This window comes from Pseudomonas sp. PDM10, assembly GCF_014852295.1.
Classification (GTDB): domain Bacteria; phylum Pseudomonadota; class Gammaproteobacteria; order Pseudomonadales; family Pseudomonadaceae; genus Aquipseudomonas.
In genome coordinates this window covers 391624-416637 of record NZ_JACVBJ010000005.1, presented here as the reverse complement: position 1 = coordinate 416637, position 25014 = coordinate 391624, and the positions used below count along the sequence as shown (strand labels likewise).

Below are 25014 nucleotides of genomic sequence, written 5' to 3'. Positions count from 1 at the left end.
CTGTCGCTATACTGCGCGTCAACTCCACGGACAAAAGAGCCGAGCTCAAGTGAACCGGCCCACGCCAGTAAAAACCGATAACTTCTTTCTGCTGATCTTCCGTGCACTGCGCCACCGCCGTGTACCGATTGCATTGCGCATCGCCAGCCATAACGTGATCCTGGTCGCTCTGGCCCTGGTGATCTATGCCTGCGTGATGGGTTTGCAGTTCAAGCAGGCCATGCACGAGCAGGCGGATGCGCTGGGCGAAAGCCTGACCACCCAGACTGCCACGTCCGCCACAGAGCTGTTGGTGTCCAACGACATCCTCAGTCTCAATGTGCTGCTCAACAACCTGACCAAAAACAAGCTGGTGGCTCACGCTGCCATCTACAGCGTGGATAACCGCATCCTCGCCGAAGCCGGTCAGCGCCCCAAGCACAGCCTGCTGGGCGAAGCCGAAGGCATGTACCAGAGCAAGATCACTTTCCAGGATGTGACCGCCGGGCAACTGCGCATCAGCCTGGACATGGATCAGTTCCAGCAGCCGATGACCATCAGCCTGCAAAGCATGGGCATTTTGAGCGCGATTCTGCTGGCGCTGTCCCTGGCCTTGAGCCTGCGCCTGGGTCGGCACATCTCCACGCCGTTGCTGCAATTGCGGGTGTGGCTGCGCCATATCGACGAACACACCCCGGCCACCGAGCGTCAGGATGAGATCGGCGATCTGGCCCGTCAGCTGCACGCCGACTTCGCACCAGAGCCCGCCGAGCCGGAACCTGCTCCCGAGCCTGAATACGACGAAAGCGACTACGAAGACGCGGACGATAACGAGCCAACCTTCGAAGTGCGCAATTTGCGTGACCCGAGTTTCGATGAATCCAAGCCTGTGGCCGGCCTCAAACCTGCGCCACGTCGCATTGTCAGCACCGTTGAAGACGATGATGACGACGATGCATTTGCCGACTTGCGCGATGAATCAGCTTCGACCGCACCGAAACCGGTCGCCAAACCGCAACTGTCGAACGTGCCGCAGCACAGCGCGGTGCTGGCCGTGCAACTGGGCGCTCAGGATCAGCTGCGTCGTCTGCCCCGCACACGCCTGGAAGAACTGCTCAAACGCTATCGCGACTGCCTCGATCAGGCCGCCTCGCTCTACCAGAGCGAGCTGCACACCCTGAACGATGGCAGCACGCTGATGTTGTTCCATACCGAAGACAGCGGCGACGACTACCTGACCAATGCCATCTGCTGCGGTGAGTTGTTGCGGGCTCTGGGCCATCAGTTGCAGATCGAAGTCGCCGACAGCGGCATCACCCTGCAATTGCAACTGGGCCTGACCCTGGGTGACGAACTGTTCGGCCTGAGCCAGATCGATCTACTGCTGACCGAAACCGCCCAGGATGCGCTGGCCCTGTCGCAACACAGCCGCAACCTGTTGCTGGTGGAGCGCAAGATCGGTGACGACGCGCTGATCCGCCAGCGCGCTCGAATCCGACCGATCGCAAGCCCGGAAGGCGCTTGTTGCGTAGAGCGGCTGATGGAGCCTTATCCGTCGATGCTTGAGCGGCAACTGGCGCGGATGCACGAACGTCGGGCGTAATAGCCCCGTTATGAAAAAGCCCGCAGACGAGTAATCGTCTGCGGGCTTTTTATTGCCTGCTCTGGCCTCATCGCGAGCAGGCTCGCTCCCACAGGGATCTTCTGTGGACGCATCCTCTGTGAGTCATCAGATATCCCCTGTGGGAGCGAGCCTGCTCGCGATGAGGCCCTCAGCAGCAAAGGAGATCCCCAACCCGCAGAAACAACAAAGCCCGCATCTCTGCAGGCTTTGTGTTGAATCCATCCAGGCTCAGAACCTGAACACTTCCATATCGGTCCTGATCGGCGACGCCATCGGGATCTTCGGCTGTTTGTCCTGCTCGGCAGCAGGGGCCACAGGCTTAGACGACGGTTTGCGCGGCGCTTCGGCGATCGGCGGCTGATTCGCCAGCGGCTTGAGGGCCGTCGACAGTTGCTGGGCCAGACGCTGCAACAACACACCCTGAGCCTGAACCTGAGCCGCCGTGCCACCGGCATGTTGCTCTTGCAGGTGAATGATGCGGTTATCACGAACCTGGCCACGACGGTCGATCAGACGCCATTGCGCATCAAGGATCGCCGGTTGCGCCTCACCCGAGTCCAGGCGAGTAATCGTCAGGAGAACCTGCACATCCGGCGTGAAGCCCACTGTCGCTGGCGCCAGCACTACGCGCTGGCTGTCCAGATGACCGGCGACCTGACGCAGCAGCAGTTGATCGATATCCGACGACAGGCTACCCGCCCAACGACCGTCAGCCGACGCTTGCAGGCTGCCATCCGGCTGTCGCTGCAACAACGTTTCGCGTTGCAGATAATCGGCTACCGTTACCGGACCCAGCAATACAGCCATGCCCGCGCTTTGCGCAGGCTGAGCCGGACTTCCGCTGTCCAGCTGATACAGCGACACCGGTTGGTGAACGCTGCAACCCGCCAGGCCAAGTACGCCAGCGAGCATCAAAATAAAAGGAAGGCGCAGAGCAGTCATCGTCCCATCCAGGTGGTTGCCACAAGGCTAACCACAGTGAAAATACTCAATAAATATGAAGAACGCTCGGCCACGCCGGCGCTTGAAAGGCCATATCATCCGTGAATATGCGTTCCGACTCCAGCGCCAAAGCGTCGATCTACGCGTTAAATCGTAGATCGAGCGCTCTAGGACGCCTAATTGAGGTTTTCGACGAGCAGCGCATCTACCCTCTGAAAGCCACGTGGCAATTTGTTCCCACGACGTCCACGCTCACCTTTGTAGTGTTCGAGGTCGTCCGCTTTTAGTGACAAGGTACGTTTTCCGGCCTGCAGCACCAATGTGGCGCCATCCGGCAGAACGGCGATGTCCGTGACATATTCTTCCCGGCTGGCAACACGCTCGCCGGAAATCCCGATGATCTTATTACCTTTACCTTTACCTAATTGTGGCAGATCGCTGATTTTGAAGATCAGCAGGCGACCTTCGGTGGTCACCGAGGCGAGCCAGTTTTGCTCACGATCAGCCACCGGACGCGGCAGAATCACCTTGGCGTTGTTCGGCAGACTTAACAGCGCCTTACCCGCCTTGTTCTTGGCTTGCAGGTCCTCACCTTTTACCACGAAACCGTAACCGGCGTCGGACGCAATTACATACAGCGAATCGTCTTCCGGCATCAGCACGCATTCGAAGCTCGCCCCTGGCGGCGGCGTCAGACGACCGGTCAGCGGTTCGCCCTGGCCTCGGGCCGATGGCAGCGTGTGCGCGGCCACCGAATAGCTGCGACCGGTGGAATCGATAAACACCGCAAACTGGTTGGAACGTCCGGGCGCCAAGGCCTTGAAACCATCCCCGGCCTTGTAGGAAAGACCGGTGGCGTCGATTTCGTGACCTTTGGCGGAACGAACCCAGCCTTTTTCCGACAGGACGACGGTCACTTTCTCGTTCGGCAGCAGATCGTGCTCGGTCAGGGCCTTGGCTTCAGCGCGTTCGACGATTGGCGAGCGACGGTCGTCGCCGTAGGTTTCGGCGTCCTTGATCAGCTCGGTGCGCACCAGTTTTTTCAGCTTGGCTTCGCTGCTCAGCAGGGCTTGCAGCTTGGCCTGTTCCTTGAGCAGTTCATCCTGCTCGGCACGCAGCTTCATTTCTTCCAGTCGCGCCAACTGACGCAAACGGGTGTCGAGAATGTAGTCGGCCTGGATTTCGCTCAGGGCGAAACGTGCGATCAGCGCGGCTTTCGGGTGCTCCTCGGTGCGGATGATGTGGATCACTTCATCCAGGTTGAGGTAGGCGATCAACAAACCGTCCAACAGGTGCAGGCGACGCTCGACCTTGTCGAGGCGGAATTGCAGACGACGACGCACAGTCTGGACCCGGAACTCCAGCCACTCGACCAACAGCGCACGCAGGTTTTTCAACTGCGGCTTGCCGTCCAGACCGATGATGTTGATGTTGACCCGGTAGCTCGACTCCAGCTCGGTGCTGGCGAACAGGTGGGTCATCAATGCATCGTGGTCAAAGTTTTTGCGTGCGCCCGGAATAATCACGATCCGACACGGGTTTTCGTGGTCGGATTCGTCTCGCAAGTCAGCGATCTGCGGGGCTTTCGACGGTTTGGCCTGCATCATGGCCGCGATCTGTTCCAGCACTTTGGCGCCAGACACCTGATGCGGCAGCGCCGTGACGATGATGTCGCCGTCTTCGATGTGGTACACGGCGCGCATGCGCACCGAGCCCTTGCCGGTTTCGTACATTTTCAGCAGGTCGGCGCGCGGCGTGATGATTTCCGCTTCGGTCGGGTAATCCGGCCCCTGGATGTGCTCGCAGAGCTGTTCGACCGTGGCTTTGGGCTCATCGAGCAAACGCACGCACGCCGTGGCGACTTCGCGCAGGTTGTGCGGCGGTACGTCGGTGGCCATGCCCACGGCGATGCCGGTGGTGCCGTTGAGCAGGATGTTCGGCAAACGCGCCGGCAACACCAGCGGCTCGTCGAGGGTGCCGTCGAAATTCGGCCCCCAGTCCGCAGTGCCCTGGCCCAGTTCGCTGAGCAGCACTTCGGAATACCGCGATAGCCGCGCCTCGGTGTAACGCATGGCGGCGAAGGACTTGGGATCATCCGGCGCACCCCAGTTACCCTGGCCGTCGACCAGCGTGTAGCGATAGCTGAACGGCTGGGCCATCAGGACCATGGCTTCGTAGCAGGCCGAGTCGCCGTGCGGGTGGAACTTACCAAGTACGTCACCGACGGTACGCGCCGATTTCTTGTGCTTGGAATCGGCGTCCAGCCCCAACTCGCTCATCGCGTAGATGATGCGCCGCTGTACCGGTTTCAGGCCGTCGCCGATATGCGGCAAGGCACGGTCCATGATCACGTACATGGAATAGTTGAGGTAGGCATTTTCGGTGAAGTCAGCCAGTGACCGGCGTTCTACACCGTCCAGGCTGAGATCAAGGGAGTCGCTCATGCGGGCCTCATCGGTTCGTTGTCTGGCGCAGCAGCATGGTGCCACCGCGCTGGGTAAATTCAAGTTTGTTCAGCGCGCTCATTCCGAGCAGCACTTGCTTGCCATCCAGGCCTGGCACGACGAGGGCGCGCACATCACGCAGCACAATGTCGCCCAGTTGCAGCCGGTCGATGCGGGTTCGGTAACCCTGGGTTCGACCGTTGGCTGTGCTCAGGGTCACCCCGAAGCCTTTTTCCAGTTTCAGCCGTTCGGCCAATTCCGCCGGGATCGACACGTCGGTCGCCCCGGTATCGAGCATGAAATCCACCGGCTGGCCGTTGATCTGGCCGCTGGCGACGAAGTGACCCTGTGTGTTGCTGGCCAGTTTCACTTCGATAAAACCTTCGCCCTGCTCAGAGCTGATGACGGTGTTGGGGTTCTGCTGACGTGCCTCCCACTGACCGAAAAACCGCGTCGCCAGAAACAGCGCCGCGCACCAGGCCAGCACCATAAATACCCGGCCGGCGCGTTTACCCGGCGTTTGCTGGCTCACGGCTTGGCGCTCCAGCCGCCCTCAGGCGCGGCAAAGCGCCAGACGATCGGACGTTCCTCGCCATCGGCGCGGGCATCGTTGTTGTTGTCGGTGCCAATCCACGCGCCCTCGGCGTCAACAATCAACGCTTCGGTCAGGCCGTAAGGATTGGAATAGCGGCGATGCGCCTGCAAGGCTTCATCGGCAAACGACCAGCAGCGCTCGACCTTGGCCGTCACCGGATCACGGCGGCAGATCTGGTAAGCGTTGCGCTCAAGGGTAAACAGCTTGCCGTTGAACAGCGACAGGTCGGAAAAGTCTCTGGACACTGCTTTGGCTCGGGGAAACTGCGCCGGCTGCATTTCTTTCCCGGCTTCGCTCAGCAACACACAGCCACCATCGCAATCCCATACCGTTTGTTTGCGCTTGATCAACAACAATCCACGGCTCTGACGCTCGGCGGCGAGCCACAATTGATCACCCGCCGGATTGATCGCCAGCCCCTCGAACAACGCATTGAAGTGCAGCAGCATGCCGCTGGCCCGGGCTTCGCGAATCAGCATCGGCGAGATCTTCAGCCAGGACGATGGCCCAACGGGCGGCACTTGCAGAATCGCCGCATGGGATTCGCTGACGATATAGCGGTTACCGGCGCTGTCGCAGGTGATGCCTTCAAAATCCAGATCCCCGCCACGGACAAACGACGCCAGCCAGGTCCGCGAACGCAGGCCCCAGGGCAAACCGCTGTCTGGCACCGGCGGCACGCCGATGCCCACGGTTTCGGCTTGCCATACCCTGTCGCGGGTATCGAGCCGGTAAATCTGATCGTCGTCGCGATCCGACACCGTCCACATATCCTTGCCGCACTGGGCCAACCCTGACAGGTTGCCGCCGCGCATACCGTCAACGGGATGCTCGGACAACAGGCGCAGTTCCGGCACCGGTTCGGCAAACACCGAAACCGAGGTCAGAAGTAACGCACACGCCAGGGCAAAGCCAACCCGCATCAGCCAAGAACCTCGGCCAGATTGCCTTTGGATTCCAGCCAGGATTTGCGGTCACCGGCGCGTTTCTTCGCCAGCAGCATGTCCATCATTTCCGAGGTCGCTTCAAAATCGTCCAGCGTCAGCTGCACCAGACGCCGAGTGTTCGGGTCCATGGTGGTTTCGCGCAGCTGTGGCGGGTTCATTTCACCCAGACCTTTGAATCGTGTGACCTGCGGCTTGCCGCGTTTCTTCTCGGCCACCAGACGATCGAGGATGCCATCGCGCTCGGCTTCGTCCAGGGCGTAGTAAATCTCTTTGCCCAGGTCGATACGGTACAACGGCGGCATCGCGACGTAGACGTGACCGGCATCCACCAACGGGCGGAAATGCTGGACGAACAACGCGCACAGCAACGTGGCGATGTGCAGACCGTCGGAGTCGGCGTCGGCGAGGATGCAGATCTTGCCGTAACGCAGCTGAGCGATGTCCGCCGAGCCCGGATCGACACCGATGGCCACGGCGATGTTGTGCACTTCCTGGCTGGCCAGCACTTCGCTGCCATCGACTTCCCAGGTGTTCAGGATCTTGCCGCGCAACGGCAGGATCGCTTGAAATTCTTTGTCTCGTGCCTGTTTGGCCGAACCGCCGGCGGAATCACCTTCCACCAGGAACAGCTCGGAACGCATCGGGTCCTGCCCGGCGCAGTCGGCGAGTTTGCCCGGCAGTGCCGGCCCCGCCGTGATGCGCTTGCGCTCGACCTTCTTGCTGGCCTTCAGACGACGGCCGGCATTGTTGATCGCCAGTTCCGCCAGCAACATGCCGGTTTCCGGGTTGGCGTTGAGCCACAGGCTGAACGCGTCCTTGACCACACCGGAAACGAATGCCGCCGCTTCACGGGACGACAGACGCTCTTTGGTCTGGCCGGAGAATTGCGGCTCTTGCATCTTCATCGACAGCACGAAAGCGATGCGTTCCCAGACGTCTTCCGGCGCCAGCTTCACGCCGCGTGGCAGCAGGCTGCGGAATTCGCAGAACTCGCGCATCGCATCGAGCAAGCCCTGACGCAGACCGTTGACGTGGGTACCGCCCTGCGCCGTCGGGATCAGGTTGACGTAGCTTTCCTGAACGCTGTCGCCACCTTCCGGCAACCACAGCAGCGCCCAATCGACCGCTTCTTTGTTACCGGCCAGGCTGCCGCAGAACGGTTCGTCCGGCAGGCGTTCGAATTCGCTGACCGCGTCCACCAGATAGGAGCGCAGGCCGTCTTCGTAATGCCATTCGACTTTCTCGCCGGTGGCCTTGTCTTCAAAACTGACCAGCAGCCCCGGGCACAGAACGGCCTTGGCCTTGAGTACGTGCTTGAGGCGGCTGATGGAGAATTTCGGCGAATCGAAGTACTTCGGGTCCGGCGCGAAGAACACGCTGGTACCGGTGTTGCGCTTGCCGACGGTACCGATGATTTCCAGCTCGGTTTTCTTGTAACCGTCGGCGAAAGTCATCTGGTATTCGTTGCCGTCACGCTTTACACGCACCCGGACTTCGTTCGACAAGGCGTTGACCACGGAAATACCTACCCCGTGCAGACCGCCGGAGAACTGGTAGTTCTTGTTGGAAAACTTGCCGCCCGCATGGAGCTTGGTGAGGATCAGCTCGACGCCCGACACGCCTTCTTCGGCGTGGATATCCACCGGCATGCCACGGCCGTCATCGCTGACTTCCAGGGAGTGATCGGCGTGCAGGATGACCTGCACCGAGGTTGCGTGCCCGGCCAAGGCTTCGTCGACGCTGTTGTCGATGACTTCCTGGGCGAGGTGGTTCGGCCGACTGGTGTCGGTGTACATGCCGGGGCGTTTGCGCACCGGGTCGAGGCCCGAGAGGACTTCGATGGCGTCTGCGTTATAAGAGCTAGCGCTGGGAGTGGCCATGGGGTCTCGTCGTCCGCCTGTAAAAAGAGTGTTCTGTGAAAAAGAGGTGACGACTCACAGTGCAGTGAAATCAATCGCCTGATACAAATCTGCGCCGATGCCGGCAAAACTCAGCATTGCCGGCAATTGCTCGGCAAAACCCTGGAAGCTATGGTCGCCGCCGGCCTGGATGCGCAAGGCACAGGCCCGGTAATACTGCTGGGCGAGGCGGTAGTCCAGCGTTTCATCGCCGGTCTGCAACCACACCTGATACCGCTGCGGGTCCTGGGGCGCCGGCACTTCCAGCTCGGCCAGGGCCGTCACGTGGTCGTGGGTCAATTCCCAGGCCTCATCGGTATACAGGTTTTTCTGCGTCCCCAGATACCCGTCGAACATCCGGTGCGGACTGACGGCAGGGTTGATCAACAGGGCCTTGAGGCCATGGCGCTCGGCCAGGTGAGTCGCATAGTAGCCGCCGAGTGAGCTGCCGACCAGCAGTGGCCGCCCAAGCTCCTCAATCGCCTTGTTTAGCTGACCGATGGCCTCACGCGGATGGTGATGCAAGGCCGGGACGCGCAACTGATCGCTCAAGCCCAGACGCTCCATTACCTGTACCAACTGCGTGGCCTTTTTAGACGAAGGCGCACTGTTGAAACCGTGAATATAAAGGATCGAACCAGACATTTGAGCTCCCTGTGCGTCGGGTAAAGAGGCGCAGTTTACAGGGTGTCGGGGGAATCGGGGACATCCGCAGAAATGAGGGTGTCTGTGCCGCCGCCTTCGCGAGCAAGCCCGCTCCCACATTGGATCTGTGTCGTTCACAAATCCCCTGTGGGAGCGGGCTTGCTCGCGAAAGCCGCGACTCGGTCCTGCTGAATGACAAAAAAGTCAGTAGCCGCTGGAGCCGTAATCCACCTGGAAGTCGAAGCCGGTGACACGTTCCACGCCGGTTTCCAGCTGGCCATCCGGCAACAGTCGCAACCACCGATACCCCGGCGCCTGGTCACTGACCTTGAAATCATCACTGCCCGGTTCGAACTGAATACACGTCGAAGGCGAGGCGATCAGCCGCACGCCATTGCGATCCTGGTCGATCTCCTGATGCACATGCCCCCACAAAACAGCACGTACTTGTGGAAACCGATCCAGCACCGCAAACAGCGCCTCAGGATTACGCAATCCAATGGGCTCCATCCACGCACACCCGATCGACACTGGATGATGATGGAAGCACACCAGATGATGCCGCTCCGGCGCCTCACTCAACGAGCGGGCCAGCAACTGTAGCTGCTCATCCTGCAAATACCCCGGCACCGAACCCGGTACGGCCGAATCGAGCAACGTGACGCGCCAGTTACCGATATCCACCACCGGCTCCAGCAAGGCACTCTGCACGGCAGCCTCAGCCATGATCTGCGGCTCATCATGATTGCCGGGAATCCAGCGCGCCGGCGCATCGAGTTGCCGCGTCAGGTCGCGAAACAGTTGATAGGACTCCAGCGTTCCGTCCTGAGACAGATCGCCACTGGCAATGATCAGGTCGATCTGCGGCTGCTGAAGCCGCACCAGCTCGATGACTTTTTGCAGGCTGTCACGGGTATTCATGCCCAATAACGTCCCGTCCGCCTCGGCAAACAGATGACTGTCGGACAGTTGCACCAGCAACGCCGAATCGGCGGTGGTCAATGTGGATACGCTCGGCAAGGCGTTCTCCCAGGGCTGAATCACGGGATGGATGAGTGCCGCAATTATGCTGGGGGATGATCAAAAGGGGAAACCTGTGAAGCTGACGCAGTTCACAACTACCGCTACCGCACAACCGCATACTCGTGTCCGCAGGCCAGGCAATGGCTCAGCCATTCACCCAGGAACATATTCAGCTGGGCCTTTTCGTCCGGCTGATGCATTGAGGCATTCGGGTAAGGATAGATACCGCGAAAGCGTCGCGCATGTTCGGCGCTGACGACTTCGGCCATGCACGCGTCGTGATAGACCTGAACTTCCAGTTGCGGCACCGGCAGCCACGGCAGGCTGTGTTCCTGGCGCACTTGCAAGGTTGTGGTGTACGGGCAGACTTGAAGGACTTCGAGGGCCAGCACGCCGAGCATCTGATCGCCGTGGGTCACGGCAATGCGCCGCGCCTCCGGTTCGTTGCGCATGTCCGGCAGCAGTCGCATCAGGCGCGCGTAGTTGGCCTCGCAGGAGGCTTGCAGCCCCACGAGGTCGACCCTGTAGCGATCGCGCAGTTTGTTTACGACCATAACCCCCTCACTTCAACGCGGTTCAAAGCTAGCCATTGCAAGGCAATGATGCTGGCCGCGTTGGCAATTCGTCCGTCGCGTACGGCCTGCAGGGCATCTTCGAACGCCCAGACCGTGACGCGGATATCTTCTGCTTCTTCCTCCAGCCCATGCAGGCCGCCGACGCCGGTGCTGTCGCAACGCCCCAGGTACAAGTGCACAAATTCATTGCTGCCGCCCGGCGATGGAAAATATTGGGTCATCGGCCAGAGCGCCCCGAACACAAGCCCAGCTTCCTCCTGCGCTTCGCGGTGAGCAACTTCTTCCGGCACTTCATCCTTGTCGATCAGACCGGCGACCAGTTCGATCAGCCATGGATTGTCGGTTTTGCCCACAGCGCCGACGCGAAACTGCTCGATCAACACCACTTCATCGCGCTGCGGATCGTACGGCAGCACGCACACCGCATCGTGGCGAACGAACACTTCACGATTGATCTCGCGACTCATGCCACCGGCAAACAATTCGTGGCGCAAGTGCACACGATCGAGCTTGTAGAAGCCCTCATAGCACTTTTCGCGCCGAACGATATCAATGGCGGTCGGTATGGCGTTGGCAAAATCAGTCATGACAATCCTCGCTTACTGCAAATCCGTTATGAGGCTCCTTGTTTGTTACTTGCAACCTCGACTTCGCGCCATCCTAACGCGCCCACGACCTTTGATGCAGCCCCTTTCCAGTCAGCGGGATAGACGGTGAGGGCGAAACCAACTCTAATTAGCTTAGTGGCGAACTGACTGCTTCGTTGATAGTCGAAGCGGATAACTTTTTGCCTTTCCCTGTTTTATGAAGGACGCCCATGTCGCTTTTTAAAATCGCCTCCGTGGCTGCAATCGCCCTGACCCTGGGCGCCTGCCAGAGTTTGTTCCAACCCAACTACCGGACGCCGCTGGAAACTACCCGCGATGCATCCGAACAGCTGAAACCGGGTTGCACAACAGCTGACTGCCCGCTGGTGAACATCGATACGCTGCACTTCCCTGCCGAACCGCAGTTGGACGGCATCGTCGAAAAACGCCTGCTGCAATTGACCCGCACCTCGCCCGACGCCCCGATAGCGCCGACGCTGGCAGCGTATCGCGAGCAATTTTTGAGCAGTGCCGGCCCGCGTAACAGCAGTTACCTGCAAGCCAAGGTACGTGAGCAGCATGACGGCTTGGTGATCGTCGAATTTTCCAGCTACCTGGACACCGGCGGCGCCCATGGCACGCCGGGCCGCAGTTTCATCAACTATTCGCGCCAGCAACACAAAGTGCTGACACTGTCGGACATGTTGGTGCCGGGGCAGGAAGAGGCGTTCTGGAAAGCCGCGCAGGTGGCGCACAACAGCTGGCTGATCAGCACCAAGCTCGATCAGGAGCCAGAGTTCGTGAAGAGCTGGCCCTTCGCCAAAACCCAAAACGTGGCGCTGACGTACGGCGGGGTGATCCTCAAGTACGAAGTGAGCTCCATCGCACCTTACGCGCTGGGTCACGTCGAACTGAAGATCCCTTACCCTCGCCTGAACGGCATTCTCAAGCCCGAGCTGTTTCCTGGCCGTAACTGAAGGCCCGACCCAGCACGAGTTGCAGCAGCCCTGCCAGAATCAGTGACGGCAGGGTTGCGCCGATGTCCGGGTACAGATTAGCCAGCAAATGATAGGTGCTTACCCCGCCCAACCAGGCGAGCAACGCCGGCCAGCGCAATGCGGCTGACGCCACGCGAGCACCGCGTTTGCGCAGGATGAAGTGATCCACCAGCACCACGCCGAACAGCGGCGCAAACACCGAACCGATCAACAGCAGGAAGTTCTGATACTGGGCCAACGGCGCCAGGCACGCGATCAGCGTGCAGATCACGCCAATCGCCAGCGCCAGATGCTCGACCTTCATTCGCAGCAGAATTCCGCTGGAAACGGCTGCCGAGTGAATGTCGGCGAAGGCATTTTCCGACTCGTCCAACAGAATCAGCAGCAGCGGAATCCCCAGGCCCGCACCGGCCAATGCCAACAGCAAGGCATTCACTTCACCGCTCGGCGCGAACGCCAGGGTGTAGGCCACACCCAGGCTCATCAGCCAGAAGTTGCCAATAAAGAAACCCACTGCCGTGCCGCCAAACACATTTTTCGCACGCTTGCCGAAACGCGAGTAGTCGGCAATCAGCGGCAACCACGAAAGCGGCATGGCGATGGCAATGTCGAAGCCCACGGCGAACGGCATCGAACCATCACCGGCCTGCGCCCACAACGCCGCCAGATCGGCTTTGGCGAACAGGTTCCAGGTCAGCCAGATGCACGCGGCCAGCAGCAACCAGATGCCCCACTTGCGCAGGATCTGACGGACGAACGTCAGCGGACCACTGACGGCCAGTAAGGTCGCCAAACCGCCAAAGAACACGGTCCACAGCAGTGGATTCGACAGCAGGCTGCCTTCGCTGAACGCCCGCGCACCCAACAGGCTGGCGGCGTCACGCATGACGATGATTTCGAACGAGCCCCAACCAATCAGTTGCAGCAGGTTCAGCACGGCCGGCAGGCTCGCGCCTTTTGCACCGAGGCTGAGTTTGAGCGCGGCCATCGACGACAGACCCGTGTCGCTGCCGATCACGCCAACCGCCGCCAGCAAAAGAACACCGACCAGCGTGCCAAGGAAGATGGCCAGCAGCGAGCCGGACAGGCCCAGACCTGGCGCGAGCAGAGCGCCGGTCTGCAGGACCATCAGGCCGATGCCGAGAGAGAACCATAGGGAAAACAGATCGCGGCCGCCGAAGACACGTTTGTCTGGGGGCACTGCAATATCAGGGGAATACGTGCTGGGTTGAATGCTCAAGGGTGTTATCTCAGAGGGACATTTGTTGTTGTGTAGATCGCTATCGCCAGCAGGCTGGCTCCCACAGGGGACTTGTGAACACCACAAATCCAGTGTGGGAGCCAGCCTGCTGGCGATGGGGCAGGTGCAGGCCCCACCGCTTCAGGTCAGATCAAACCTTCTTGTACAGCTGACTGCCTTCCTGCTTGAACCGCTCGGCCTGTTCCGCCAATCCCTGGGCGACTTCGGCATCAACGGTTTCGATGCGCTGGTTGGCCGCGTACTCACGGACTTCCTGAGTGATTTTCATCGAACAGAATTTCGGCCCGCACATGGAGCAGAAGTGCGCGACCTTGGCCGAATCTTTCGGCAGGGTCTCATCGTGATACGAACGAGCCGTGTCCGGATCGAGGCCCAGGTTGAACTGGTCTTCCCAACGGAATTCGAAACGCGCCTTGCTCAAGGCATTGTCGCGGATCTGCGCGCCCGGATGCCCTTTTGCCAGATCGGCGGCATGCGCGGCGATCTTGTAGGTGATGATCCCGGTCTTCACGTCATCCTTGTTCGGCAGACCCAAGTGTTCCTTGGGCGTCACGTAGCAGAGCATGGCGCAACCGAACCAGCCGATCATCGCCGCACCGATACCCGAAGTGATGTGGTCGTAGCCTGGCGCGATGTCCGTGGTCAGCGGGCCGAGGGTGTAGAACGGCGCCTCGTCGCAGCATTCCAGCTGCTTGTCCATGTTCTCTTTGATCAACTGCATCGGCACGTGGCCAGGGCCTTCGATCATGCATTGCACGTCGTGCTTCCAGGCAAGCTTGGTCAGTTCACCGAGGGTTTCCAGCTCACCGAATTGCGCCGCGTCGTTGGCGTCGGCAATCGAGCCCGGACGCAGGCCATCGCCCAGCGAGAAGCTGACGTCGTAGGCCTTCATGATTTCGCAGATGTCTTCGAAATGGGTGTAGAGGAAGTTTTCTTTGTGGTGCGCCAGGCACCACTTGGCCATGATCGAGCCGCCACGGGACACAATGCCGGTCACGCGCTTGGCGGTCAGCGGCACGTAGCGCAACAGTACGCCGGCGTGGATGGTGAAGTAGTCGACGCCCTGCTCGGCCTGTTCGATCAGCGTGTCACGGAACAGCTCCCAGGTCAGGTCTTCTGCGGCGCCGCCGACTTTTTCCAGGGCCTGATAAATCGGCACGGTACCGATCGGCACCGGCGAGTTACGGATGATCCACTCGCGGGTTTCGTGAATGTGTTTGCCGGTGGACAGGTCCATGACCGTGTCCGACCCCCAGCGAATGCCCCAGGTCAGTTTCGCCACTTCTTCTTCGATGGACGAACCCAAAGCGCTGTTGCCGATGTTGCCGTTGATCTTCACCAGGAAGTTACGGCCGATGATCATCGGTTCCAGTTCGGTGTGGTTGATGTTGGCCGGAATGATCGCGCGACCGCGGGCGATTTCTTCACGGACGAATTCGGGGGTGATAATTTTCGGCACGCTGGCGCCAAAGCTGTAACCGGCGTGTTGCTGGTCCAGCAGGCCAGCGGCGCGGGCCACTTCAAGCTTCATGTTTTCGCGGATGGCGACGTATTCCATCTCGGCGGTGATGATGCCTTTGCGGGCGTAGTGCATCTGGCTGACGTTGGCGCCGGCCTTGGCCCGGCGCGGGTTGTTCACGTGGGCGAAACGCAGCTTGGTCAGCTCCGCATCGGCGAGGCGTTCCTGACCGAAGCTGGAACTCAGACCTGGCAGGCGCTCGGTGTCGCCACGGGATTCGATCCACGGCGAACGTACATCGGCGAGACCTTTGCGCACGTCGATGATGACGTTAGGGTCGGTGTACGGGCCCGAAGTGTCGTACACAACGACCGGCGCGTTGATCTCGCCGCCGAAGTCGGTCGGGGTCACATCAAGGCTGATTTCGCGCATCGGCACGAGGATGTCCGGGCGAGAGCCCTGAACATAAATTTTTTGCGAGCGGGTAAACGGCTGAACCGATTGCTGATCGACCTTGGCCGAGTCACTCAAGTTGGTTGCGATTTTTGATTTTGTAGTCATCACGGGCTCTCCAGACACACATCCAGGCAGTGGATTTTTTGTCGGAGCGAACCTGTAAACGAATGGACGCACGGGCGCTGGGAAAACCAGCTGTGCTGTGCTCAGTGCTCGAGGGGTGTTCGATTGTCGAACAACATCCCGGACGAAGCACAAGAGGACTCGCCGGGTGACGAGAAATCTTGTTCCCTACGCAGGCGCTAACCTGATCAGGTTCAACGGGATCCGAAATTATTCGATCTCAGCCTCATAGCAAGGCACCCCGACAAGAACCCGGCCAGTCTAGACACAACCGGCAAAGAACGCCAACACCGCAGTAAACACCATGATGAATGGCGCAATTACAGGATTGTTGCGGCCGTTGCGCACAACTACACTCGCTACGCCATACCGCACCTTGACGCTGTATGAGCCGCGCCGTAGCCTTGGCGCTCAAATTATCAGCGTAATTTTTTAGGGATGGCCTCATGCTGCGCAAACTTTCACTGGCTCTTGCCGTGTCTTGTGCGTCCAATGGAATGGCCTGGGCAGCAGAAGCGCCCTTATCGACCAAGAACGATCTGGTCAGCGTCTATCAGGAAGCGGTGGACAACAACGCCGACCTTGCTGCAGCCATCGCTCAATATGGCGCCCAGAAAGAAGTCGTGCCCCAGGCCCGCGCCGGGCTGTTGCCGAACCTCTCTGGCGGCGCCGAACTTGCCAACGTGCGCACGGTGATCGATCAGCCTTCGGCTACCGCCAACCGTAATGCTCATTCCTATCAGGCGACCCTGGCGCAACCGCTGTTCCGTGCTGATCGCTGGTTCCAGTTCCAGGCCGCCAAAGACGTTAACGAACAGGCTGCATTGCAGCTCTCGGCAACCCAGCAAAACCTGATCCTGCAATCTGCCGTCAGCTACTTCAATGTCTTGCGAACCCAGGACAACCTGGCGTCAACCAAGGCCGAAGAAGCCGCGTTCAAACGCCAGCTCGATCAGTCCAACGAACGCTTCGACGTCGGTCTCTCGGACAAAACCGATGTGCTGCAATCGCAAGCCAGCTACGACACCGCCCGCGCCAACCGAATCGTCGCGCAGCGCCAGGTCGATGATGCGTTCGAAGCCCTGATCACCCTGACCAACCGTCAGTACAACTCGATCTGGGGCATTGCCCATACCTTGCCGATCCTGCCGCCAGCACCGAACGACGCCAAGGCCTGGGTCGATACGGCAGCCAGACAGAACCTCAATTTGCTCGCGAGCAACTACGCCGTCAGCGCCGCCGAAGAAACCCTCAAGCAGCGCAAGGCCGGCCATGCACCCACCGTGGATGCCGTGGCGAAATACGAGAAAGGTGACAACGACGCTCTGGGCTTCAGCAACCCGAACGCCTTCGGCCAGCCTTACGGTGGCAACGTCGAGCAAACGACGGTTGGCCTGCAACTGAACATCCCGATCTACAGCGGCGGCCTGATCAATTCCCAGGTGCGTCAATCGTATGCGCAGCTGGATCAGTCCGAGCAGCAACGTGAATCCTTGCGCCGGCAAGTGGTGGAAAGCACCCGCAATCTGCATCGCGCCGTGAACACCGACGTCGAGCAGGTGCAGGCGCGCAAGCAGTCGATCATCTCCAACCAGAGCGCGGTGGAAGCGACCGAAATCGGTTATCAGGTGGGCACACGGAACATCGTCGACGTGCTGGATGCCCAGCGTCAGCTGTACACCTCGGTGCGCGACTACAACAACACGCGTTACGACTACATCCTCGACAACCTGCGTTTGAAACAGGCCGCGGGCACGTTGAACCCGGGGGATTTGCAGGACCTGGCGCGTTACCTCAAGGCTGATTACAACCCGGATAAAGACTTCCTGCCGCCGGATCTGGCGAAGGCTGCGGCGGAGCAGTTGAAGGCAAATCCGACGCAATAAAAAGAAAGATCGCAGCCTCGTTTCACTCGACAGCTCCTACAGGATGAATACAAATCCCGTGTAGGAGCTGTCGAGTGAAACGAGGCTGCGATCTTTTTGTGTCAAGCGATTCGGTCTAACGCTCGATCAACCGCCCCAACCCATCCAGCAACCGCTGCAACGCGCCCTGATTGGTGCGCATGACTTTCAGCCCCGCCTCCGCCATCCGCTGCGCATCGCGCGGCAACTCGAACAGCCGCTGCACCGCCAGCGCCAGACCTTCGGCATCCTCCACTTCCTGCAACGCCCCGGCACTGCGCAGTTGCGCGGCGATTTCGAGGAAGTTAAACAGGTGCGGTCCGCTCAACACAGGTTTGGCCAGAGCCGCCGGCTCCAGCAGGTTGTGCCCGCCGTTCGGCACCAGACTGCCGCCAACAAAAGCGCTGTCGGCCAAGGCATACAGAAACAGCAACTCACCCATGGTGTCGCCCAGCAGCACCGAAGTTTGCGCGGTGACCGGGTCGCCAGTGGAGCGACGGACCGTGGCGAAACCCTGTTGCCGACACAGCTCGAACACCGGGTTGAAACGCTCTGGATGACGCGGCACCAGAATCAGCAACGCATCGGGATGATTGGCGAGCAACTGGCGATGAGCCGCCAGCACTACTTCGTCTTCGCCTTCGTGCGTACTGGCCGCAATCCACACCGGACGCTCCTGCGCCTGCCATTGCGCACGCAACTCGGCGGCACGCTGAAGCAGTGCCGGGTCGATGGTCAGGTCGAACTTGATCGAGCCGGTCACTTCCACGGTTTGCGAACGCGCACCCAAATTGCGGAAGCGCTGGGCCTCGGTCTCGGTCTGCACCGCGAACAGGCTCATCTCGGCGAGCATCGGCTGGGTCAGTTTGCCGAAGCGGCCATAGCCCTTGGCCGAACGCTCGGACAGTCGCGCATTGGCCAGGGCCACGGGAATCCCACGCCTGGCGCACTGATGGATATGGTTCGGCCAGAGCTCGGTTTCCATGATCACCGCCAGTTTCGGCTGGACCCGATCAAGGAATCGCTTCGCTGCGCAAGGCAAGTCGTAAGGCAAATAGCAGTGCTGGATGCGCGGCTCATTGGCGAACAGCGCGTGGATGCGCTCCGATCCGGTCGGGGTCATGCAGGTCACGGTAATGGGCAACTGTGGATAACGCTGCAGCAAGGCGCGAATCATCGGCGCCGCGGCAATGCTTTCGCCCACCGACACCGCGTGCACCCAGATGCCGCCCGTTTTCATCGTCGGTAACCCGAAGGAGAAACGTTCGCCAATGCGCTTGGCGTACGCCGGCGCCTTGCGCGCCCGCAGCCACAGCCGAATCGCTACCAATGGCAGCCCCAGGTAAAACAGCGCGGTGTAGAGAGTTCTATTCATGGCGGCGGAGTTTATCGGCTTTTTTCACCGATCGCCTGCAAGTGCACGGCAAAACGTTCCGCCAGCCAACGAGCCGCCGGCCCCAGAGGCTCATCGCGGCGCCAGACCAGCTCCACCACCAGCGCTGGCGGGGTCCATTCACTGACCAGTTCAATCATTAGGCCCTGATACGCCGGGTACTGCACCACGTGGCGCGGCAGCCAGGCCCAGCCGAGGCCGCGCACCAGCCATTCAGCCATCACGTAAAAACTGTCGGCCCGCCAGACTTGCGGGCTGGCCGGTTCGCTTCCGGGATAGACACTCGACTGTGTGGACATCAGCAACTGACGATGCTGCGCCAGTTGCTGACAATCGACCTGAGCCTGCTTCGCCAATGGATGCCCGACGCCGCACACCGTGACCATTTCAACGCTGCCCAACACCCGCCGCTCGAGCGCTTCGGGAATCTGGTCGTGATAAAACAGCAACCCCAGATCGGCCCGACGCTCCACCAGTTTGCGCGCGACATCGCCTTGGGCTGCGCTGGTCAGCTGCACTTCAAGGCTGGGAAATTGTTGAGCCAGGGCTTCGAAGCTTTCGATGATCGGCTGATAAGGCATCGCCTCATCCTGGGCCACACGCAAACGCGCCTCCTGGCCGCGCATCATGGCCAGCGCCCGACCGTTAAGGCGCTCGCATTGACGCAGCACTTCACGCGCCTCATCCAGCAACGCGTTACCGGCCTCGGTGAGCTTCGGCTGGCGGCCGCTGCTACGGTCGAACAGGCTGACACCCAGGTCCTCTTCCAGCAGCGCAATCGAACTGCTGACCGCCGACTGCGCCTTGCGCTGATCCCGCGCTACCGCAGAAAACGAACGCTGCTCCGCTACGCTGACAAACAGCCTCAGCTGCTCCAGATTCCATTGTGTGTTCATGGATCAACCCATCTTCAGAACAGATAGGTAATGACTTTACCGCATCTGGTGAATCTCTAAAATGCCGACCTCAGAAAGCAACACTTCACACGAGGATGCACCCATGACCGCTTACTACTACCTGGCCATTGCCATCTGCGCCGAAGTGATCGCCACCGTTTCGATGAAAGCGGTCAAAGGCTTCAGCACCCCGCTGCCGCTGATTCTGGTTATTGTCGGTTATGGCATCGCCTTCTGGATGCTCACGCTGGTGGTGCGCAGCGTTCCGGTGGGCGTGGCTTACGCGGTGTGGGCCGGCATGGGGATCGTGATGGTCAGCGTTGCGGCGCTGTTCATCTACGGGCAGAAACTGGATGTGCCGGCGATGATGGGGATGGCGCTGATCGTATTGGGCGTCGTTGTCATCCAACTCTTCTCCAAAACCGCCGGGCATTAAGCCCGAAGGAAAATCCCCTGTGGCGAGGGGATTTATCCCCGTTGGGCTGCGAAGCGGCCCCAAAACATGCAACCGAGTTTTTTCTGACACACCGAGACAACCGAATTTACGACTGCTTCGCAGTCGAACGGGGATAAATCCCCTCGCCACAGGAGTCTTCGCAGCCAAGAGGACATTGATCGCCAGCAAAACCTCCAATCTTCGAGTCTGTATACTGCGCCCTCGTCTTGAACACTGAGGTCGCTGCATGCCATCCGTTATTTCCACCGACGTTTTGATTGTCGGCGCTGGTGTCGCCGGCCTCTGGCTGAATGCGCGCCTGCGCCGCCAGGGTTTTTCGACCGTGCTGGTGGAAAGCGCCAGCCTCGGTGGCGGGCAAAGCTTGAAATCCCAAGGCATCATCCATGGCGGCGCCAAGTACGCATTGCATGGCGCCTTGACCGGCGCCTCGGAAGCCATCGCCGACATGCCTCGGCGCTGGCGCGAAGCCCTGGCCGGTGACGGCGAACTGGACCTGACCGGCGTGCGCCTGCTGTCCGAAGCCCATTACCTCTGGTCCCCCGGCACGATCGCCGGCAATCTCACCAGTTTCTTCGCCAGCAAGGCCGTGCGCGGACGTGTCGATCAGGTCAAGGGCGAGCAATTGCCGCCCGCCCTGCAAGACAAGCGCTTCAAGGGCAAGGTCTATCGTCTGGCGGAACTGGTGATCGACGTGCCGAGCCTGATCCGACGCCTGGCCGATCTGGCGGGTGACGGCCTGCTTGCCGGTCAGAACATCGAACCGTTGCTGGAGGGTGGAAAACTGGTCGGCCTGAAGGTCGACGAGCGCGAGATTCGTGCCCAGCGCATCGTCTTCAGCGCCGGCGCTGGCACGGCAGCGCTGCTCGAAGCCCTGGGGTTGAGCCAGCCCGCCATGCAACGCCGTTCGTTGCACATGATCATCGTCAAGGGTCCGGGGCTCAAACCGCTGTATGCCCACTGCCTGGGCGGCGGCACCAAGCCGCGCATTACCGTGACCACCCATCCGGCCGCCGATGGTCAATGGGTCTGGTACCTGGGCGGCGATATCGCTGAAGCCGAAGGTGTCGCCCGCGAACCCGCCGAGCAAATTGCCACCGCGCAGAAAGAACTCGGCCAGTTGCTGCCATGGATCGACCTGAGCACAGCGCAATGGGCCACCCTTCGAGTGGATCGCGCCGAGCCGTTGCAATCGGGACTGACCCGTCCTGACAATGCATTCCTTGCCGAAGAAGGCCGGCTGCTGGTCGGTTGGCCAACCAAACTGGCGCTGGCTCCGGACTTTGCTGATCGCGTCATCGCGTCCTTGCAGCGCGACGGCATCCAGCCAAGCCATCCGGCGGCGCCGCTGCCCGACCTGCCAAAACCGCCGATGGGCGTCCCTGCCTGGGAGCAACTGCTGCCATGAGCCAACCGACCCTGCACGATCTGCACCGCCCGTTGGGCAGCACCGGCCTGCTGGTTTCGCCACTGGGGCTGGGCACGGTCAAACTCGGCCGTGACCAAGGCGTGAAATATCCCAACGGCTTCCAGATTCCCGATGACGACGAAGCGCGCATGCTGCTCAAACTCGCGCGCGACCTGGGCATCAACCTGATCGACACAGCGCCGGCCTATGGTCGCAGCGAAGAACGCCTAGGTCCGTTGCTGCGGGGTCAGCGCCAGGACTGGGTGATCGTCAGCAAGGTCGGCGAAGAGTTTGCCGACGGCCAGTCGAGCCACGATTTCAGCGCCGCCCACACCCGGCGGTCGGTGGAACGTAGTCTGCAACGGCTGGAAACGGATTTCATCGATCTGGTGCTGGTGCACTCCGACGGCAACGACCTGGCCATCCTCAACGACAGTGAAGTCTATGCGACCCTCGCCGAGCTGAAGAGCGAAGGCAAGATTCGCGGCTTCGGTTTTTCCGGCAAAACCGTCGAAGGTGGTTTGAAGGCTCTGGAACAAGGTGATTGCGCGATGGTCACCTACAATCTGAACCAGCAGAACGAGAAGCCGGTCATTGACTATGCTGCTGCTCACGGCAAAGCCATTCTGGTCAAAAAAGCCCTCGCCAGCGGTCATGTTTGCCTGAGCCCGGGGGTGGACCCTGTCCGCGCCAGCTTCGAGTTGTTGTTTGAACATCCGGGTGTTGCCAGTGCTATTGTCGGGACCATTAATCCGCTGCACCTCGCCCATAACGTCGCGACCGTTGCCCAGGTCCTACGTCGAAACTGATGCCGCCCACGCGGCCTTAAGCAGGAGCCGACATGCCGCGTACGCTCATAAGAAAGAACCCGAGCAACTTCAAGACCCTGCCGTTATTCGTCGAAGCGACTCCCGAAGGCCTGAGTTATCAAAGCGTCGGGATGCCGCTCAATTTCTCCCAGACGCTGCAACGGCGCCGCCCGGTGACGGTCGCCGACACTCAGCGGTTTTCGCTTGAGCTGGCCAATCTCGGGGTTTCGGTGCGCCTGACCCTGCATTGGCAGAACCGCGATTACTGGGTGTTGGTGCGTCAGCGTCGGCAAGACCGCGGCGACGTGGTGCTCAAGCTGATCTCCGGCTACGTGCCCGCCCATGAGCTGAACCTGCCACTGCACACCGCGATTCAGGAAATTGCCGAAGAGTGCCTGCTGGAAACCCCGGAAGGCTGGCTCGGCGGTCGCTTCAATGACACTTGGCTGCCGGCACCCTACTCGTCCGCGCTGCATTACCGTGAAGCCCTGCCGTTTCGCCTGACGCCGTTGTCCGGTTCGGCGCGGCCGGTGCGTTGCGCCAAGATGCAGTTGATCGAACGCCCGCGGGCTTACGTGCATTTGCCGACGGCCTCGCTGCAATTGATCTATGACTTGCGTCTGGACGTGCCCAAGGAGGCCAAATCCCTCAGCCTGTTCCATGTCGACGAGCGACTGGAAGGCGATCAACTGGTGGCCCGCCTGGATCGAAAACGTCCCGATTTGTACTTGATGCCGCTGCAGGATGGCCAACCGATGGCCGAGCTCTACACCTTGAAAAAGGATCAGCTGTACCCGGCGAGTACTCGCGGGTTGTACCTGGCAGAGAGTTTTGCCCAGCAGGAAGGCTGGCTGGTGAGGGATGAGCGGATTCGCTGGAAGGATTGGGTGCAGCAACAGGGCTTGAGCCCGCCGGGGAAAGATTCAGGTTTGGCGCGGTTGCGTGGGAAGGCAAAGCAATTGCTGAAGAAAATCGTACCGCGGAAAAAAGTCAGCTCCTGATTGATCGTTCCCACGCTCTGCGTGGGAATGCAGCCCGGGACGCTCTGCGTCCCAAAGCGGACGCAGAGCGTCCATTGAGGCATTCCCACGCAGAGCGTGGGAACGATCAGAGTTACTCGGACTTGCGGATCTTCTCGACAATCGCGGTAGTCGAGCTGTTTTCCACCAGCCCCAGCACTTTCACCGTTCCGCCGTAAGCGGTCACGATGTCCGCGCCGACAACCTGCTCGATTCCGTAGTCCCCGCCCTTGACCAGCACATCCGGCTTGACCTCGCGCAGCAGGTTTTCGGGGGTGCCTTCAGCGAAGCTGATCACCCAATCCACGGCGCCCAGACCTGCCAGTACGGCCATGCGACGGTCGACGCTGTTGATCGGACGACCCGGGCCTTTCAGGCGGCTGACCGAGGCATCGTCGTTGACCGCCACGATCAAGCGATCGCCCTGAGCCCGCGCCTGTTCGAGGTAGGTCACGTGGCCGGCGTGCAAAATGTCGAAGCAGCCGTTGGTGAAGACAATCTTCTCTTTATGCGCACGCGCATCATCGACCGCCAGCAACAGCTGCTCCAGGCCGAGTACACCGCGCTCCGAACCTTCTTCACGCTGGATGGCGCGACGCAGTTCCGGCGCGCTGATGGCTGCCGTACCCAGTTTGCCGACCACGATACCCGCCGCCAGGTTGGCCAGGGCCACCGCGTGGGGCAGTTCTTCACCAGCGGCAATGGCCGCCGCCAGGGTGGAAATCACCGTGTCGCCGGCACCGGTCACATCGAACACTTCACGGGCACGGGCCGGCAGGTGCAGCGCCGGATGATCCGGACGCAACAGGGTCATGCCGTGTTCGCCGCGGGTGACCAGCAATGCGCCAAGGTCAAGGTCGTGCATCAGCTGCGCGCCCTTGCTCACCAGTTCGTGCTCATCGGCGCAACCGCCGACGATGGTTTCGAATTCGCTGAGGTTCGGAGTGATCAGGCTCGCACCACGGTAGATCGAGAAATCCTTGCCCTTGGGATCGGCCAGCACCGGAATGCCACGGGCACGTGCCGCCTGGATCAGCACCTGATGGTTTTTCAGCGCGCCTTTGCCGTAGTCGGACAGCACCAGCACTTTGATGCCTTCGAGCAATTCGTCGACTTGCTCGCCCAACGCCAGCGCATCGGTGGCGAACGGTTCTTCGAAGTCGATACGCAGCAGTTGCTGATGACGGCTCATGACCCGCAGCTTGACGATGGTCGGTTGGTGCGCAATGCGCTGGAACAACGCCCGTACGCCAGCGCCTTTGAGGCTATTGGCCAGACTGTCGGCGGCTTCATCGTCGCCGGTCACGCCGACCAGCGAGGCTGGGGCGCCGAGGGCGGCAATGTTCAACGCAACGTTGGCGGCACCGCCCGGGCGGTCCTCGATTTGCTCGACCTTGACTACCGGTACCGGCGCCTCAGGGGAAATCCGTGAGGTACCACCATGCCAGTAACGGTCGAGCATGACATCGCCGACCACCAAGACAGGGGCTTGATCGAATCGCGGCATGGACAACTTCATGGAGCAACCCACATACAAAATGAACAGGGGCGCGATATTAACACAGGGTTGGCGTG

Annotated in this window: 21 protein-coding genes and 1 riboswitch; of the genes, 7 read left to right on the top strand and 14 right to left on the bottom strand. The window is 60.6% G+C overall.

The features are described from left to right. Positions 1-49 precede the first annotated feature (49 nt). Positions 50-1582 carry an AhpA/YtjB family protein gene (locus IB252_RS19515; protein ID WP_111449280.1) on the top strand — a complete coding sequence of 511 codons (1533 nt, stop codon included), beginning with the start codon at positions 50-52 and terminating at the stop codon, positions 1580-1582. A 249-nt stretch (positions 1583-1831) separates the two neighbouring features. Here the strand turns inward: IB252_RS19515 and IB252_RS19510 are convergent, their stop codons facing one another. From IB252_RS19510 to IB252_RS19470, 9 genes are all read right to left on the bottom strand, one after another. Further along, on the bottom strand, positions 1832-2545 hold the full coding sequence (locus IB252_RS19510; RefSeq protein ID WP_192409970.1) for a membrane integrity-associated transporter subunit PqiC: 714 nt from the start codon (positions 2543-2545) through the stop codon (positions 1832-1834). A gap of 176 nt (positions 2546-2721) precedes the next feature. Next, entirely contained in the window at positions 2722-4989 is a 2268-nt protein-coding gene (gene parC / locus IB252_RS19505; RefSeq protein ID WP_008153344.1) for a DNA topoisomerase IV subunit A, read from the bottom strand. Positions 4990-4996: 7 nt separating this feature from the next. Then, entirely contained in the window at positions 4997-5521 is a 525-nt protein-coding gene (locus IB252_RS19500) for a TIGR02281 family clan AA aspartic protease (protein WP_192409969.1), read from the bottom strand. Then, the gene (locus IB252_RS19495) at positions 5518-6507 is read right to left on the bottom strand and encodes an esterase-like activity of phytase family protein (RefSeq protein WP_192409968.1); all 990 of its coding nucleotides are present in this window, start codon (positions 6505-6507) and stop codon (positions 5518-5520) included. Before IB252_RS19495 ends, IB252_RS19500 begins: the two co-directional genes overlap by 4 nt. Continuing rightward, positions 6507-8411 (bottom strand): DNA topoisomerase IV subunit B, encoded by a 1905-nt coding sequence (parE, locus tag IB252_RS19490; RefSeq protein ID WP_192409967.1) that lies wholly within the window; start codon positions 8409-8411, stop codon positions 6507-6509. Before parE ends, IB252_RS19495 begins: the two co-directional genes overlap by 1 nt. Before the next feature lie 54 nt (positions 8412-8465). Then, positions 8466-9074 carry a YqiA/YcfP family alpha/beta fold hydrolase gene (locus tag IB252_RS19485; protein WP_008153348.1) on the bottom strand — a complete coding sequence of 203 codons (609 nt, stop codon included), beginning with the start codon at positions 9072-9074 and terminating at the stop codon, positions 8466-8468. Positions 9075-9278: 204 nt separating this feature from the next. Beyond that, on the bottom strand, positions 9279-10094 hold the full coding sequence (cpdA, locus tag IB252_RS19480) for a 3',5'-cyclic-AMP phosphodiesterase (RefSeq protein WP_192409966.1): 816 nt from the start codon (positions 10092-10094) through the stop codon (positions 9279-9281). 104 nt (positions 10095-10198) lie between these two features. Then, positions 10199-10651, bottom strand: coding sequence for a DUF1249 domain-containing protein (locus IB252_RS19475; protein WP_008153350.1), 453 nt, complete (start codon positions 10649-10651; stop codon positions 10199-10201). Next, entirely contained in the window at positions 10642-11259 is a 618-nt protein-coding gene (locus tag IB252_RS19470; protein WP_192409965.1) for an NUDIX domain-containing protein, read from the bottom strand. The genes IB252_RS19475 and IB252_RS19470 overlap by 10 nt, the downstream gene beginning before the upstream one ends. A 230-nt stretch (positions 11260-11489) precedes the next feature. Here IB252_RS19470 and IB252_RS19465 point away from each other — a divergent pair, with 230 nt between their 5' ends. After that, on the top strand, positions 11490-12236 hold the full coding sequence (locus IB252_RS19465) for an RsiV family protein (protein WP_192409964.1): 747 nt from the start codon (positions 11490-11492) through the stop codon (positions 12234-12236). Here IB252_RS19465 and cytX read toward each other — a convergent pair. Both cytX and thiC read right to left on the bottom strand, forming a co-directional pair. Beyond that, positions 12205-13497, bottom strand: a complete 1293-nt coding sequence (gene cytX, locus IB252_RS19460; RefSeq protein WP_192409963.1) for a putative hydroxymethylpyrimidine transporter CytX — start codon at positions 13495-13497, stop codon at positions 12205-12207. The two genes, IB252_RS19465 and cytX, sit on opposite strands and share 32 nt — an antisense overlap. Positions 13498-13648: 151 nt before the next feature. After that, a complete protein-coding gene (gene thiC, locus IB252_RS19455; RefSeq protein ID WP_192409962.1) occupies positions 13649-15538 on the bottom strand; it encodes a phosphomethylpyrimidine synthase ThiC in 1890 nt (629 codons plus the stop codon). 166 nt (positions 15539-15704) lie between these two features. Beyond that, positions 15705-15810: riboswitch (TPP riboswitch) on the bottom strand. 192 nt (positions 15811-16002) lie between these two features. Between thiC and IB252_RS19450 the strand changes: the two genes are divergently transcribed. Continuing rightward, the gene (locus tag IB252_RS19450; protein WP_192409961.1) at positions 16003-17442 is read left to right on the top strand and encodes a TolC family outer membrane protein; all 1440 of its coding nucleotides are present in this window, start codon (positions 16003-16005) and stop codon (positions 17440-17442) included. Between the two features lie 115 nt (positions 17443-17557). Here IB252_RS19450 and waaA read toward each other — a convergent pair whose 3' ends face one another. Then, positions 17558-18835, bottom strand: coding sequence for a lipid IV(A) 3-deoxy-D-manno-octulosonic acid transferase (gene waaA / locus IB252_RS19445; protein WP_192409960.1), 1278 nt, complete (start codon positions 18833-18835; stop codon positions 17558-17560). A gap of 11 nt (positions 18836-18846) precedes the next feature. Next, positions 18847-19749 carry a LysR family transcriptional regulator gene (locus IB252_RS19440; RefSeq protein ID WP_192409959.1) on the bottom strand — a complete coding sequence of 301 codons (903 nt, stop codon included), beginning with the start codon at positions 19747-19749 and terminating at the stop codon, positions 18847-18849. Positions 19750-19852: 103 nt separating this feature from the next. On the opposite strand from IB252_RS19440, the gene IB252_RS19435 reads away from it, so the two are divergent. The 4 genes from IB252_RS19435 to IB252_RS19420 all read left to right on the top strand — a co-directional run bounded on the left by IB252_RS19435 (position 19853) and on the right by IB252_RS19420 (position 23421). After that, positions 19853-20185, top strand: coding sequence for a DMT family transporter (locus IB252_RS19435; protein ID WP_008146221.1), 333 nt, complete (start codon positions 19853-19855; stop codon positions 20183-20185). A 247-nt stretch (positions 20186-20432) separates the two neighbouring features. After that, positions 20433-21611, top strand: coding sequence for an NAD(P)/FAD-dependent oxidoreductase (locus tag IB252_RS19430; RefSeq protein WP_192409958.1), 1179 nt, complete (start codon positions 20433-20435; stop codon positions 21609-21611). Then, positions 21608-22420: an aldo/keto reductase gene (locus IB252_RS19425; RefSeq protein ID WP_192409957.1), complete on the top strand. Its 813-nt coding sequence runs from the start codon at positions 21608-21610 to the stop codon at positions 22418-22420. The genes IB252_RS19430 and IB252_RS19425 overlap by 4 nt, the downstream gene beginning before the upstream one ends. 32 nt (positions 22421-22452) lie before the next feature. Beyond that, positions 22453-23421, top strand: a complete 969-nt coding sequence (locus IB252_RS19420) for a metal ABC transporter ATPase (RefSeq protein ID WP_111449297.1) — start codon at positions 22453-22455, stop codon at positions 23419-23421. A 112-nt stretch (positions 23422-23533) separates the two neighbouring features. Here IB252_RS19420 and hldE read toward each other — a convergent pair whose 3' ends face one another. Beyond that, positions 23534-24958 (bottom strand): bifunctional D-glycero-beta-D-manno-heptose-7-phosphate kinase/D-glycero-beta-D-manno-heptose 1-phosphate adenylyltransferase HldE, encoded by a 1425-nt coding sequence (gene hldE, locus IB252_RS19415; RefSeq protein ID WP_033055483.1) that lies wholly within the window; start codon positions 24956-24958, stop codon positions 23534-23536. Between the last annotated feature and the right edge of the window lie 56 nt (positions 24959-25014).